Here is a 13,561-nt window from a genome sequence, read left to right on the forward strand (position 1 = left end):
CCACTACATTTTGTCAGCATGCAGGATCAGTACAATTTGATTCAGCGCGAAGAGGAACGGGAAGAGCCCGCTGGCGCGTGGCCGGTTAACGCGGCCCTGGGGAGAAACGACCGCGCGGGTCGTATCGGATGAATTCGGCAAGACGCTGTATGAACAAAGCGAAGATAACGACGCCCGTATTGCCGAACGGGTCGGCGTGATAGCCAAAGTCCGCGGCGTTTCCCGCGCGCTGGTGTGGATGCTCAGCAAGCCGGCGGTGACGGCGCCCATCGTTGGCGCCTCGCGCCCGGCGCAGTTGGCCGAGCTATTGCAGGCTACGGAGGTCAAGCTGGACAGCAAAGAGATAGCCGGGCTGGAAACGGCCTATCTACCGCATCACGTGGTGGGCTTTCGCTAGCAGGACCGGCGTTTTCCTTTCACCGCCAGCGTTGGGAAAACACCATGATAGAACGGCCGGTAACGTCTATCCGGCTTGAGACAGCAACCGATGCGGCGGCCTGCATTAAAATAGCGGCCGGCAACACCTGCTCCCACTCTCAAAGCGACCGTGACTGTCCGGTATCAAAACAGCGGCCAGTGGTATCCTATCCAGTAAAGCACGCCGGCGGCGATAATCCCCGCCACCACATCGTCGATAATGATACCCATACCGCCGTGTACCTTACGGTCGAACCAGCGAATCGGCCAGGGTTTCCAGATATCCAGCAGCCGGAACAGCATAAAGCCCGTTAGCACCCAGCGGCAATCGTTTACCGGCAATGCCATCAGGGTGATCCACATGCCGACAAACTCGTCCCAGACAATGCAGCCGTGGTCGTGTACGCCCATATCCCGCGCCGTCTGATGGCAAAAATAGACCCCCATGCACAGGCTGAACATAACCGCCAGCGAATAAAGCTGCCGCGGCAGCAGCACCAACAGGCACCAAATCGGAATCGCCGCCAGCGAACCAATGGTACCAGGCATCCAGGGAAACATCCCGCTGCCAAAACCCGTCGCCAGCAAATGCCAGGGATTGGAGAGTTTAACCCGCCGCTTGGCGGCCAGCATATCCATCGTCACGCAATATTGTCCCGTTTGAAATGGTCATAGCCGTGCCAGTCATACTCTACCGATTGGTGATGACGCATAAATTGAATCCCTTCGCTTCGCGGCCCGATTTGGCCGATGCAGGTAAAAGGCGCGCCGGTATGGCTCAAGGCCACATCTAATGCGCCGCGGTTGATTTCAGGCACCGTAAAGCACAGTTCGTAATCTTCGCCGCCGACAAGCGCCCAGCGCAGCGCCTGATCGGGTGTGGTGTGGCGCAGCAGCGCAGGTGAATAGGGGATATCGTCCAGATTGATGCGGGCGCCGCAATCACTACGGGTAAGGATATGGCGTAGATCCGTGATAATACCGTCGGAAATGTCGATGGCGGTGCTGACGAGATCGCGCACTGCCTGCCCCTGCAAGATCCGCGGCTGCGGACGCAAATGACGCGCCAGCAAATACTGCCTGTCCTGTGGATCCAGAACCTGCAGACGCTCTTGCAGTATCGCCAGGCCGGCCGCGCTGTCCCCCAGCGTGCCGGTAACATAGATCCAGTCGCCAATGCGGGCACCGTGGCGGGTCAGCGCGCGGCCCGCGGGTACAATACCTTGAATAGTCAGCGTCAGGCTCAGTGGGCCTCGGGTAGTGTCGCCGCCGATAAGCTGCATATCGTAATAATCTAATTGCTGGAATAAGCTGTCGCTAAAGGCGGCCAGCCAGTTCTCTTCCACCGAGGGCAAGGTCAGCGCCAGCGAAAGCCAGGCCGGATCGGCCCCCATGGCGGCCAGATCGCTCAAGTTCGCCGCCAGCGATTTAAACCCTAAGTCAGACGGACTGATGTCCGGCAAAAAATGCGTGCCCGCCACCAGCGTATCCGTACTGACCGCAATCCACTTTTTCTCAGCTACCGACAGCAGCGCACAGTCATCGCCGATGCCCACCACCACATCCCGGCGCGTACTGCGCATCTGGTTGAAATAGCGGTTAATGAGGTCAAACTCACCACATGCCATACTCTGTCCAAAGTTGTATTGGTGCTGACGCGGCGTCACTGCGGGAGCGGTTATTCCGACCCCGCCCCGCTATTTTCTGTTGAGACGAATCTGGGGGGCTACCTTGTCCAGCACACCATTGATAAATTTGTAACTCTCTTCTGCGCCAAAGATTTTGGCCAGCTCAATAGCTTCGTTGATGGCGACCTTGTAAGGGACATCCTGGCGTTTGCTCAATTCAAACAGCGCAATGCGCAGCACGGCACGCTCAACGTGGCCGAGCTCTTCCAACTGACGTGAAAGGTAGGGCGCCATCAGCTTGTCCAGCTCCCGGGCGTTCGTCGCCGCGCCGGCATACAGCTCGCGGAAATAAGCGACATCCACATCCGACGTGTCCTGCTCCGCCAGAAACTGGACTTCGATATCGGCGATGTCGTTATGTGATAATTGCCATGAGTAAAGCGCCTGGACGGCACATTCACGAGCACGGCGACGAGCGGCTGGTTTCACAAAATTTCCCTTTACTTACGCTTTAATGGCTTGCAATACGTTGATCATTTCGAGCGCAGTCAGTGCGGCTTCCGCGCCCTTGTTGCCGGCTTTAGTGCCGGCGCGTTCGATAGCCTGTTCAATACTCTCGGTGGTCAGTACCCCGAACGCCACCGGCTGCGCGGCGCGCGCGGCAACCGCGGACAGGCCGGAGCTGCACTCGCCGGCGACGAATTCAAAATGCGCGGTGCCGCCACGGATAACGGTACCAAGCGCCACGATGGCGTCATAGTTTTTGCTGTCGGCCAGCGCGCTGACCGCTAACGGCAATTCATAAGCCCCAGGCACCCAGACCACGGTAATATTTTCGTCTTTGACCTGGCCGATGCGTTTCAGGGCGTCGACGGCGCCATCAAGCAGGCTGTCATTAATGAAGTGGTTAAAGCGCGCAATAGCGATAGCAACGCGCGCATCGGGGGCTGCAACAACACCTTCAATAACGTTCATGGTTATCCTTACAAAATGGCAGAAAGCTGAATCGTCTCGCGAGGGAGCGAATTCTAACATAATACTTTGTCCGCTGCGCGGGCCAATTAAGCGCGTTCGCCGGGTTTTAGACACAGGCGAAGGTCGGGCCCCACCTGCCGGACATCAAGCAGGGTAAAACCCGGCGCCGCGCCAAGCCGTTCCAGCCCCGGCAGCAGACACAGCGGGCGGGCGTTGGCACCAAGCAGTTTTGGCGCCTGATACAGTATCAGTTCATCCACCAGCCCGGCGCCCAGCAGCGCGCCGGCAAGCCCCGCGCCCGCCTCGACCCACAGGCTGTTAATCTGACGGCGGCCCAATTGCATCATCAACGCCACCAGATCGAGATGCGCGGCGTTTGCTCCCTCGCCGGCTGGCAGCAGGAGTTGCTCTACCGACGAAGGCCACGTCAAATTATCCGGCGCAAAGCGCGCCAGCCAGGTCAGCCCCTCCCCCTGCGCCACCCGATGGAATGGCGTCACGCGATTGGCGCTGTCGATGATAACCCGCACCGGCTGGCGCAACCGCTCCTCGGGATAATGGGCCTGGACATCCTCCGGCAGCGACGGCCAGCGTACCGTCAGGGCGGGATCGTCCGCCAGCACCGTGGCGGCGGTGGAAAGAATGGCGTCGCTTTCGGCACGCCAGCGCTGGACATCCTGCCGCGCTTCGGCAGAGGTAATCCACTGGCTTTCCCCGGATGCCATGGCGGTGCGGCCATCAAGCGATGCCGCAAGTTTGAGCCTGGCCCAGGGAAAACCGGTGCGCATGCGTTTAAGGAAGCCTGGATTCACCGCCTCCGCCTCCGTCAGCATCAGGCCATGGCGCACCTCTATCCCCACCTGCTGTAACCGATAAAACCCGCGGCCCGCCACCTGAGGGTTCGGGTCGGGCATCGCGGCCACTACCCGCGCCACGCCGGCGTCTATCAGCGCGGCGGCGCAGGGAGGCGTGCGCCCGTGGTGGCTGCAGGGCTCAAGCGTGACATAGGCGGTGGCGCCGCGCGCCGCGTTCCCCGCCTGACGCAGCGCATGCACCTCGGCGTGCGCATAGCCGGCGCGCTGATGGTACCCTTCGCCAACAATGCGCCCGTCACGAACAATGACGCAGCCGACATTGGGGTTGGGCGCCGTCGTGAAACGCCCCCGCCGCGCCAGCTCAAACGCGCGCGCGAGATAAACCTCATCATGATTCATAGGATGGTCCTTAAGGGTTGCGCCTAATCCTGCAGCCGGGCGCTCTCTTCGCTGAACTCACGGATATCCTCAAAACTACGGTAAACCGAGGCGAAACGGATATAGGCGACCTTGTCGAGCTTTTTCAGCGCGTCCATGACGAGATTACCGATCACTTTGCTCCGCACCTCTCGCTCGGCGGTGACGCGCAGCTGGGATTTGATGTGGTTGATGGCCATTTCGACATCGTCGGATTTGACCGGCCGCTTTTCCAGCGCCTTTGAAAACCCGCCACGCAGCTTTTCTTCAATTGAACGGTCCGCGCACGTCATTGCTTTTGATAACGCGAGGCAACACGAGTTCCGCCACCTCGAAGGTGGCGAAGCGTTCGTTACAGACGACGCACTGCTGGCGGCGGCGAACCTGAGTTCCTTCCCCCAGCAGACGGGAATTAATCACTTTGGTATCGACTGCAGAACAAAACGGGCAATGCATAGCGCTTCCTGGCCGGCTGATTAGGGATAGGATAGTTTAACGCGAACTCCGCAGACTACAAAGCAACAGTACTTAAAGCGGAACCGCCGCCGCAGAGTTGGGAATATTGACGGTGAAGCCGCTGCGCTGGTGGCGCAAAACGAGCAAAATCGGCAGTCCACTCGCGCCATCTACCTTTATCCGGCGGCGAAAACCGCGGCCGAAGTGCAAAGCGAGGCGGGCACACTGCGGGTTTCTGTCGATCAGGTGGAAGCGGAGGCCAGCGGCTCGCGTGCGCAGCTGCATATCCGCAGCGCGGACAGCGCGGCGTTGAGGCCCCTGCATGAGATTATAGATTGGGGACAGGTGGACGCGCGGCGACGGGTAAATTACTGACCGCCAACGCGCTCAGCTAGCCGATTTCCGTACCGGTCTCGCTGCTGCCAAGAACCGAAGCCACCACCGAACTGCGGATGTCCGGCCTGACGCCGGAGCAGGTGGGGTTTATCCGGCTGCATGATATTCACCCGGACACGCCGCAGACCCCGCCGGCCGCGGATGCCAGCAAACCTGTCGGCAGCCAGTAGGCCCAGCGCTTACGATCCGCCAGGCGCCAGACCTCGCGCGCCTGGCCCGATGAGTTAGCCGGTAGCGCGAACAGTAGGTGATAACTGCTGCTCCTCATGCGCCAGGCCGGATGTAGCTGGCCAAGCTGACTACAGTCGCAGACCGCTTGCACGGCTGCGGCGCGCGGCGCCTCTATCAGGGCAGCAGTGACGGCTGATCGGCGCCTTCTTTCTCCACCTTCTGCTGCAGCAGATGCTCACGCTTCATACCGAGCTTAAGCGCCAACGCCGACGCCACATAAATGGAACTGACGGTGCCGATAAACACGCCGATGAACAGCGTGGTCGAGAAACCGCGCAGCATCGCCCCGCCGAAAATCAACAACATCAGCACCACCATCAACGTGGTGGCCGAGGTCATTATGGTCCGGCTCAGGGTCTGCGTTAGCGAGACGTTGAAAATATCGTAAGCGCTACCGCGGCGGATCTTGCGGAAGTTCTCACGAATACGGTCCGACACCACGATACTGTCATTCAGCGAATAGCCGATCACCGACATCAGCGAGGCAATAATCGTCAGATCGATCTCGATGTGGAACAGCGACAAGACGCCGAGCGTAATCACTACGTCATGCGTCAGCGCCAATACCGCCCCGGTCGCCAGCCGCCATTCAAAACGGAAACTGACATAAATCAGGATACAGATCAATGCAACCAGCAGCGCCATACCGCCATCCTGCGCCAGATCGCTGCCGACACTCGGGCCGACGAACTCGACCCGTTTCACGGCGGCGTTCTGACCCGTGGCGTGATTAATCACGCCAAGAACTTTATTCCCCAATTCCTGGCCAAGCCCGTCTTGCACCGGTGGCATACGGATCATTACGTCGCGGCTGCTGCCGAAATTCTGTACCAGCGGATCGGTAAAGCCCTCGTGCTCAAGCGCCTCACGCATCTGGTCAAGATCGGCATCGGCGGGCTTTTCCAGGTTAAGTTCAATCACCGTCCCGCCCGTGAAATCCAGCCCCCAGTTAAAGCCCTTTACCGCCATGATGGCGATGGAGGCGATAAGCAGAATAGCCGACAGGCTGAACGCGACATAATCCCAGCGCATGAAGTCATAGACTTTACGGCCGTAATTCAATTCTTCAACATTTCGTTGTTGCTGAGCCACAAGCCACTCCTAGATAGACAGCTTATCGATGCGTTTACCGCCGTAAAGCAGGTTAACGATGGCACGCGTGCCGATGATCGCCGTAAACATGGAGGTAGCGACCCCGATGGCGGTGGTGATGGCAAAGCCCTTGATGGACCCAGTCCCCACGGCATACAGGATAATGGCGGTAATCAGCGTGGTGACGTTGGCGTCAACAATACTGGAGAACGCGCCCCGATAGCCCTCATGAATGGCTTGCTGCACCGTGCGACCGTTGCGCAGCTCCTCTTTGATGCGCTCATTGATGAGTACATTGGCATCCACCGCCACCGCCAGCGTCAGCACAATACCGGCAATCCCCGGCATGGTCAGCGTCGCGCCGGGCAGCAAGGACATAATGCCGATGATCAGCACCAGGTTGACGATGAGCGCCGTGGTGACGATAAGACCAAATTTGCGATACCACACCACCATAAACAGAATTGACGCCACCAGCCCCCATAAGCAGGCCTCCAGCCCCTGGGTGATATTCTGCAACCCCAGGGTTGGACCGATGGTGCGCTCTTCCACAATCTGGATTGGCGCAATCAACGCCCCCGCCCGTAGCAACAGCGACAGCTGACGCGCTTCGTTAGGATTGTTGATCCCGGTGATACGGAAGCTGTTACCGAGTCGCGACTGAATGGTGGCGACATTAATAACCTCTTCCTGCTTCACTAGAATGAAACGGCCGTTGGCGTCTTTCTTGCCGCTATCCTTATACTCCACAAACAAGGTGGCCATCAGCTTGCCGATGTTGTCCTTGGTGAAGTTGGACATGGTCGTACCGCCGGCGCCGTCGAGGGAAATGTTCACCTGCGGACGGTTATATTCATCGGCGCTGGAGGTGGAATCGGTAATGTGATCCCCGGTCAGGATGACCCGTTTGTACAAGACAACCGGCTGGCCGGCGCGGGTGGCTTTCACCTCCGAATCCCCCGGCACGCGGCCGTTGGCGGCGGCGGTTTGATCCACCGCGCTATTGACCAGACGGAACTCCAGCGTCGCGGTCGCCCCGAGGATTTCCTTGGCGCGGGCCGTATCCTGAATACCCGGCAGTTCAACCACGATGTGATCGGCGCCCTGTCGTTGCACCAAAGGCTCGGCGACCCCCAGTTGGTTGACGCGATTGCGCAGGATGGTGATGTTCTGCTGCACCGCGTATTCGCGGGCCTGGCGCAGTCGATCGTCCGCCAGCGTGGCGCGCAGGGCGTTATCACCCTGGCTGTTAATCACCAGATCGCGGGGGCGGAGCGTTAGCCATGAGATCGCCTGATCGCGGATTTCGGCGTCGTGGAAGCGGATTTCGCTGCCGTAATTCTCTATTTTGCGCACCGCCGCATAAGGAATGCCCTTATCGCGTAAATCGCCGCGCAGGGTATCCATCGTCTGTTCCTGCAGCTTATTGAGCGCGGTATCCATATCCACTTCCATCAGGAAGTGAACGCCGCCGCGCAAATCCAGGCCCAGCTTCATCGGCGCGGCTCCGAGCATGGCTAACCAGCCGGGTGTTGCCGGCGCCAGGTTGAGCGCCACGACATAATTGTCGCCGAGCGCGGTCATCATTAACGCTTCGCGGGCGCGCAACTGCACATCGGAGCTGGCGAAACGGGCTATAATGGCGCCATTTTCCAGCGCAATGGCTTTGCTGGCGATATGTTGTTGTTCTAATACGTTGCGAATCTGGACCAGCGTCGATTCACTGGCGGCGCCACCCCGCGCGCCAGTAATCTGTACGGCCGGGTCCTCACCATAGATGTTGGGAAGCGCATACAGCAGGCCGACGACCAGCGCCAGCACCAGCATGATGTACTTCCATAAAGGATAACGGTTTAACACGGCGGTTCCCTTCGGGAAAATCAGCTATTACAGCGCTTTCATCGTACCTTTCGGCAAAACGGCGGCCACAAAATCACGCTTGATGACCACTTCATTGGTGTCGTTGAGCGCGATGGAAATATAGCCGGTGTCCGCGACTTTCACCACGCGGCCAACCAGCCCGCCGGTCGTCAGAACTTCATCACCTTTGGAAATGGAGCTCATCAGTTCTTTATGCACTTTGGAGCGTTTTTGCTGCGGGCGCAGGATCATGAAATAAAAGATCAGACCGAAAACGACCAGCATCACCACCAGAGAGTAAGGACTAGACTGGGACGGAGTACCGGTGGCGGCAACGGCGTCAGAAACGAAAAAACTCATTTAAATTCCCTCATTGTTACGTAACTCGACGACTAAAGGTGGAACCGGCTTACCTGTCCGGCGATAAAACTCACCTACAAAGTGCTCTAATTTACCCTCATCGATAGCCTGGCGTAAACCCGCCATCAAACGCTGGTAATAACGTAGGTTATGGATAGTATTCAGACGGGCACCCAATATTTCGTTGCAACGGTCAAGATGATGCAAGTATGCACGGCTATAATTGCGACAGGTGTAACAATCACATTCCGCATCCAGCGGCGCGACATCGTCTTTGTACCGGGCATTGCGGATTTTCACCACGCCATCGGTGACAAACAGATGGCCGTTGCGGGCATTACGGGTCGGCATAACACAGTCGAACATATCAATACCGCGGCGTACGCCCTCCACTACATCCTCTGGCTTACCGACCCCCATTAAATAGCGCGGTTTACCAGCCGGAATCTGCGGGCAGAGATGCGCCAGGATTCGGTGCATATCAGCCTTCGGTTCCCCTACCGCCAGGCCGCCCAGAGCGTAACCATCAAATCCAATCTCTACCAGTCTTTTTACCGATACATCTCGTAAATCTTCATAAACACCACCCTGAATAATGCCAAATAGCGCATTGGGATTACCCAGTTCGTCAAAGCGCTGACGGCTGCGCGCCGCCCAGCGCAGCGACATTTCCATCGATTGTTTGGCGTAATCCCAATCGGACGGATAAGGCGTACATTCGTCAAAAATCATCACGATATCGGAACCCAGATCGTACTGGATTTCCATCGATTTTTCCGGGCTGAGGAAAATCGCGTCACCGTTGATCGGATTACGGAAATGCACGCCTCCTTCGGTGATTTTGCGAATGTCCCCCAGGCTAAATACCTGGAAACCGCCGGAATCAGTCAGTATCGGGCCATGCCATTGCATAAAATCGTGCAAATCACCGTGCAGCTTCATCACAGCCTGCCCCGGCCGCAGCCACAGATGAAAGGTATTACCCAGCAGGATTTGCGCCCCGGTTTCTTTTACTTCTTCAGGGGTCATGCCCTTAACAATGCCGTATGTCCCGACCGGCATAAACGCCGGCGTTTCCACCACGCCCCGATCAAAGACCCGCCGCCCGCGGCGGGCCTGGCCATCGGTTTTCAATAATTGATATTCCACACATCCTCCAACACCAGAGAAACAGTCCGATGCTTGATGAAAAGGAGCGTATTCTACCAACCTCCCAAGCCGCTATACAAGCCAGTCCGCGCGCTGTATTTATCACCGGCGTTGTCAATGAATGCTTTCTCTCGCCGGCGGTCTGCGCTTGAATCAGGTCCGTTAGGGGTGGGTTTCGGGGCTGGACGGTGACGACTCGCCTACGCGCTCTGCGGCAGCAGCGGGATTGCGGGTGATAAACATCGCATCTCCGTAGCTGAAAAAACGATACGCCTGCGCCACCGCTTCCCGGTAAGCCGCCAGCGTATGGCGTTCGCCGGCGATCGCCGAAACGAGCATAATAAGAGTGGACTCGGGGAGATGAAAATTGGTTATCAGTATATCCACCACGCGGAACTGATAACTTGGGTAAATGAAAATGCGCGTATCGCCGAAAAATGGTGTCAGCGCTTGCTTACTGGCCGCGGCGGCGGCGCTCTCAAGCGAACGGACGAAGGTTGTGCCAACGGCAACGACGCGGTTGCCGCGCGCTTTGCATGCCAGTACCGCATCGACCACCTCCTGCGGTACTTCGGCATACTCCGAATGCATCTGATGCTGTTCGATCTGGTTCACCCGTACCGGCTGAAAGGTACCCGCCCCTACATGAAGCGTGACAAACGCCATCTCAACGCCTTTGGCGCGTAGCGCTGCCAACAGCGGCTCATCGAAATGCAGACCGACGGTAGGCGCCGCCACCGCGCCGGGCCGTTCCGCCATAGACCGTCTGATACAGCTCGCGGTCCGCGGCGTCATCAGGCCTATCGATATAGGGCGGCAAAGGCATATGGCCGGCGGCATTCAAGAGCGTCAGGACATCGCGGGCGTCGTCAAAACGCAATTCAAAAAGTGAATCGTGACGGGCCACCATCGTGGCGGCGATACTGTCATCATCCCCCAACAGCAGCGCGCTGCCGGGTTTCGGCGCTTTGGAAGCGCGGACGTGCGCAAGTACCCGCTTATCATCCAGAACCCTTTCTACCAGGACTTCAATTTTGCCGCCGCTGACTTTGCGGCCGAATAACCGCGCGGGGATCACTCGGGTATTGTAGAAGACCAGTAAATCCCCGGGCGCCAGTTTCTCCAGCAAATCGGTAAAGACCTGATGCGCCAGCGCTTCTGTCGAGCCGTCGAGGGATAACAAACGACAGGCGCTGCGTTGCGCCTGAGGATAGCGGGCAATCAGATTATCGGGTAATTCAAACGAGAAGTCGGCAACGCGCATGACAAGTCACTTCAGCTTAAAAGCAGGCGGCTTAGTCAGGGCTATGCGTTCCGCCCTGCAAGAATTAAGCAACAGCGGGCCGCTTTTGCCGTATACTGAAAGGATGAATTTTCTTGCTCATCTGCATCTCGCCGCCCTGGCGCAAAGTTCATTACTCGGTAATCTGATGGCGGATTTTGTCCGCGGCGATCCCGACGGTTTTTATCCGCCCGCGGTCGTCGCCGGCATCCGTATGCATCGCCGCATCGATAGCCTTACCGATGTTCATGACGCGGTACGCCAGGTACGGACGCTGTTCTCACCGGCGACGCGGCGGGTGGCGCCTATTGCGCTGGATGTGGTTTGGGATCACTTTCTGGTGCGCCACTGGTCGCAGGTCGAACCGCAATGGCCGCTGGCGCAATTCGTCCTGCGGGCGCAGCGGAAAATTGCGCCGGCCCTGCCGGATACGCCGGCGGGCTTCCAGTCCCTCAACCGCTATCTATGGCGTGAACGCTGGCTGCGGCGCTATGCGGATATGCCCTTTCTGGCTCAGGTGCTTAACGGGATGGCCCAACGACGCCCGCGACTGTCGGCCCTCGGGGCAATTTTTCCAGAGATCCAGATGCATTATCGCCCGCTGGAGGAGGCGTTCTGGCATTTGTATCCAGCGATGATGCAATTGGCCCGCCAGGGTGCGCTGGGCCGTTAAACGAAGCCGGTCTCAAGGCGCCTTCCCCGCGCCCCCCTGCGCAATGTCCCTTCAACGGCACAACAATCCAGGATTGCCGGCGGAGGCCACGGGGTGTATGAATGGAAGGAGGGCAATTTTCAGACAGGAGTCAACGTTGACCATGTATCCCATAGATGCGACAAGTTACCGTTCGGTGAAAGGATTCAATTCACGTGTGTGCTGGGCGCAACAATCTCAACAATACCTCTATTGGCATTGAAAATGTGAATCTGGCATCGCTCAATAACGGGAAATTCACTTTTCCGCCCTATCATCCGGTGCAAACTGCGTCCATCATTCAATTAGCGCAGGATATCCTGCAACGGTATCCAGATATTAGCCCTACTCAGATTATCGGCCACGGCGATGCGGCACCCGGGCGGAAATTTGACCCCGGCGTGTGGGGTGGCAATCATTTCTGGACTCTTAAGTTAAACGATGGGTTAGCCGGAAGCCCTTTAATGGCACGCCTTACAGAGATTTTACAGATTTTGGACTCGTCGCAAAAAAATGGGCAGAAAATGATTCTCTTGCACTAAATTCTGGATTCGAATGACTGTGGTTTGAGCAGATTTAAAGGTAGCCTAAACGCTTTTTGGGCATCCATTATATATATGTGAATTAGGTTAAAAAATTTTGGTAAATCATAAAAATAATGAAATGAGATAGATAATGGCCTAATCTTTATTTAGGCCGCGCCACTTTTCTTACAGTTTAAACTTGCCACATCTGCTACTGCACACTCTTCAGATACCGCCTCCTTTTTAGCTTCGTGTAGGGCTATCAGCCGTTCTTTTTCTTCTTTTGGAAGTTGGAGTAACAGGCTATCTAAGTCATCTTTACGTCCTGATAACGCCAATACACCCTTTGCCCTTCTTGCAAAAGCAGGCATTATTAATGCCTCTAAATCTTTTTTATTCAGCGACTTATAAATCATATGCCAAGTAGCTTCTAAAGGATCCTCTATTAGGCTTTCCTCGTTAATCGACAGAATCTCGCTAGTTGAGGCCACTTCTTTTTGAGTGCATAATAAACTAAATGCAAGCCAGTCCAGGCTGACGTGTTCCTTATATGTAATGCTCTGCACCACTGTATAAGATGGTTCTGTACCTCTAGTTAAATAGTTGTGCAATGTTGAAAAGGATAACCCCCATTCAGTTGCAGCAGCTCTAGCGCTTCTATTGCCTATAAGTTGTTTAAGGCGTGCGACAAAATTTTCTTTTCCATCCATATCAAAAGCAAAATTACTTGTTTTCATTTTTTTCATTTTATTTTCTCTATAACTAATTGATTATAGTTAATAAAATACAAAAATATCTCTTATATGGGGCGATCAGAAAAGAAAATTCATTATTTGCTTTACTTGTCTTAAATTTGAGATGTCATTGCTGTATGGGTAAGCCCCATGACTTACACACATGGTTAACTTTTTAGGATAATTAAATGTTAGATAGAAATGAAGTGAATCATCGTGACTGGCACCGGATTGATATTGTGGCCTCCCTGCACAATAAGGGGATCACCGTGCAAGATCTCTCCCGCGGCTCGGGGCTGGCGTCCAGCACGTTAAAAAACGCGCTGTATCGTCCCTATCCCAAAGGTGAACGCATTATCGCTAATGCACTCAATGTGGATCCGGCTAGCATTTAACTGAGTCGTTATATGCGCAAGGTGTCGTAATTATGTTTGTTACGGTGAGTGAGTCGGTTTACCCGGATTGCCTGGCACCTTGCAGGGACTTCGCTGGTCATTGAATAAGCGGACTGCAAATTCACCCGATTTAGTCCGT

General features: G+C 56.2%; 14 protein-coding genes and 4 pseudogenes. 6 read left to right on the forward strand and 12 right to left on the reverse strand.

What is annotated here, in order from left to right; genetic code table 11:
* Nucleotides 1–9 precede the first annotated feature (9 nt).
* Nucleotides 10–397, forward strand: a pseudogene (locus ACTBDU_RS05945) (aldo/keto reductase); the annotation flags it as partial.
* 164 nt (nucleotides 398–561) lie between these two features.
* Here the strand turns inward: ACTBDU_RS05945 and pgpA are convergent.
* From pgpA to nrdR, 6 genes and pseudogenes are all read right to left on the reverse strand, one after another.
* Entirely contained in the window at nucleotides 562–1,050 is a 489-nt protein-coding gene (pgpA, locus tag ACTBDU_RS05950; RefSeq protein ID WP_438805868.1) for a phosphatidylglycerophosphatase A, read from the reverse strand.
* Between the two features lie 8 nt (nucleotides 1,051–1,058).
* Nucleotides 1,059–2,045, reverse strand: a complete 987-nt coding sequence (gene thiL, locus ACTBDU_RS05955; RefSeq protein ID WP_438805857.1) for a thiamine-phosphate kinase — start codon at nucleotides 2,043–2,045, stop codon at nucleotides 1,059–1,061.
* A 69-nt stretch (nucleotides 2,046–2,114) separates the two neighbouring features.
* A complete protein-coding gene (gene nusB / locus ACTBDU_RS05960) occupies nucleotides 2,115–2,534 on the reverse strand; it encodes a transcription antitermination factor NusB (protein ID WP_438805858.1) in 420 nt (139 codons plus the stop codon).
* 15 nt (nucleotides 2,535–2,549) lie between these two features.
* A complete protein-coding gene (ribH, locus tag ACTBDU_RS05965; protein ID WP_438805859.1) occupies nucleotides 2,550–3,020 on the reverse strand; it encodes a 6,7-dimethyl-8-ribityllumazine synthase in 471 nt (156 codons plus the stop codon).
* Nucleotides 3,021–3,106: 86 nt separating this feature from the next.
* Nucleotides 3,107–4,234, reverse strand: a complete 1,128-nt coding sequence (ribD, locus tag ACTBDU_RS05970; RefSeq protein ID WP_438805860.1) for a bifunctional diaminohydroxyphosphoribosylaminopyrimidine deaminase/5-amino-6-(5-phosphoribosylamino)uracil reductase RibD — start codon at nucleotides 4,232–4,234, stop codon at nucleotides 3,107–3,109.
* A gap of 23 nt (nucleotides 4,235–4,257) precedes the next feature.
* Nucleotides 4,258–4,708, reverse strand: a pseudogene (nrdR, locus tag ACTBDU_RS05975) (transcriptional regulator NrdR).
* 105 nt (nucleotides 4,709–4,813) lie between these two features.
* Here nrdR and ACTBDU_RS05980 point away from each other — a divergent pair.
* Together ACTBDU_RS05980 and ACTBDU_RS05985 are read left to right on the forward strand one after the other, a co-directional pair.
* Nucleotides 4,814–5,083, forward strand: coding sequence for a DUF3251 domain-containing protein (locus ACTBDU_RS05980; RefSeq protein ID WP_438805869.1), 270 nt, complete (start codon nucleotides 4,814–4,816; stop codon nucleotides 5,081–5,083).
* A 23-nt stretch (nucleotides 5,084–5,106) separates the two neighbouring features.
* Entirely contained in the window at nucleotides 5,107–5,274 is a 168-nt protein-coding gene (locus tag ACTBDU_RS05985; RefSeq protein WP_438805870.1) for a DUF3251 domain-containing protein, read from the forward strand.
* Nucleotides 5,275–5,449: 175 nt separating this feature from the next.
* Here ACTBDU_RS05985 and secF read toward each other — a convergent pair whose 3' ends face one another.
* The 5 genes and pseudogenes from secF to queA form a co-directional block, all read right to left on the reverse strand.
* A complete protein-coding gene (secF, locus tag ACTBDU_RS05990) occupies nucleotides 5,450–6,367 on the reverse strand; it encodes a protein translocase subunit SecF (protein ID WP_438805871.1) in 918 nt (305 codons plus the stop codon).
* A gap of 69 nt (nucleotides 6,368–6,436) precedes the next feature.
* Complete coding sequence (secD, locus tag ACTBDU_RS05995) at nucleotides 6,437–8,287, reverse strand: protein translocase subunit SecD (protein ID WP_438805861.1); 1,851 nt, start codon at nucleotides 8,285–8,287, stop codon at nucleotides 6,437–6,439.
* A 27-nt stretch (nucleotides 8,288–8,314) separates the two neighbouring features.
* Nucleotides 8,315–8,647, reverse strand: a complete 333-nt coding sequence (gene yajC / locus ACTBDU_RS06000; protein WP_438805862.1) for a preprotein translocase subunit YajC — start codon at nucleotides 8,645–8,647, stop codon at nucleotides 8,315–8,317.
* On the reverse strand, nucleotides 8,648–9,796 hold the full coding sequence (tgt, locus tag ACTBDU_RS06005) for a tRNA guanosine(34) transglycosylase Tgt (protein ID WP_438805863.1): 1,149 nt from the start codon (nucleotides 9,794–9,796) through the stop codon (nucleotides 8,648–8,650). It lies immediately after the preceding gene.
* 162 nt (nucleotides 9,797–9,958) lie between these two features.
* Nucleotides 9,959–11,060 (reverse strand): annotated as a pseudogene (gene queA, locus ACTBDU_RS06010) (tRNA preQ1(34) S-adenosylmethionine ribosyltransferase-isomerase QueA).
* A 103-nt stretch (nucleotides 11,061–11,163) separates the two neighbouring features.
* On the opposite strand from queA, the gene ACTBDU_RS06015 reads away from it, so the two are divergent.
* Nucleotides 11,164–11,751: an ACP phosphodiesterase gene (locus ACTBDU_RS06015; protein ID WP_438805872.1), complete on the forward strand. Its 588-nt coding sequence runs from the start codon at nucleotides 11,164–11,166 to the stop codon at nucleotides 11,749–11,751.
* A 203-nt stretch (nucleotides 11,752–11,954) separates the two neighbouring features.
* Nucleotides 11,955–12,170 (forward strand): annotated as a pseudogene (locus ACTBDU_RS06020) (N-acetylmuramoyl-L-alanine amidase); the annotation flags it as partial.
* Between the two features lie 290 nt (nucleotides 12,171–12,460).
* Here the strand turns inward: ACTBDU_RS06020 and ACTBDU_RS06025 are convergent.
* Complete coding sequence (locus tag ACTBDU_RS06025; RefSeq protein ID WP_438805864.1) at nucleotides 12,461–13,039, reverse strand: hypothetical protein; 579 nt, start codon at nucleotides 13,037–13,039, stop codon at nucleotides 12,461–12,463.
* Between the two features lie 176 nt (nucleotides 13,040–13,215).
* Between ACTBDU_RS06025 and ACTBDU_RS06030 the strand changes: the two genes are divergently transcribed.
* The gene (locus ACTBDU_RS06030; protein ID WP_438805865.1) at nucleotides 13,216–13,422 is read left to right on the forward strand and encodes a helix-turn-helix domain-containing protein; all 207 of its coding nucleotides are present in this window, start codon (nucleotides 13,216–13,218) and stop codon (nucleotides 13,420–13,422) included.
* The last annotated feature ends 139 nt before the right edge of the window (nucleotides 13,423–13,561 follow it).

Origin of the sequence: Sodalis sp. (in: enterobacteria), from assembly GCF_051710625.1 — a bacterium.
Taxonomy (GTDB): Bacteria; Pseudomonadota; Gammaproteobacteria; order Enterobacterales; family Enterobacteriaceae; genus JBPESN01.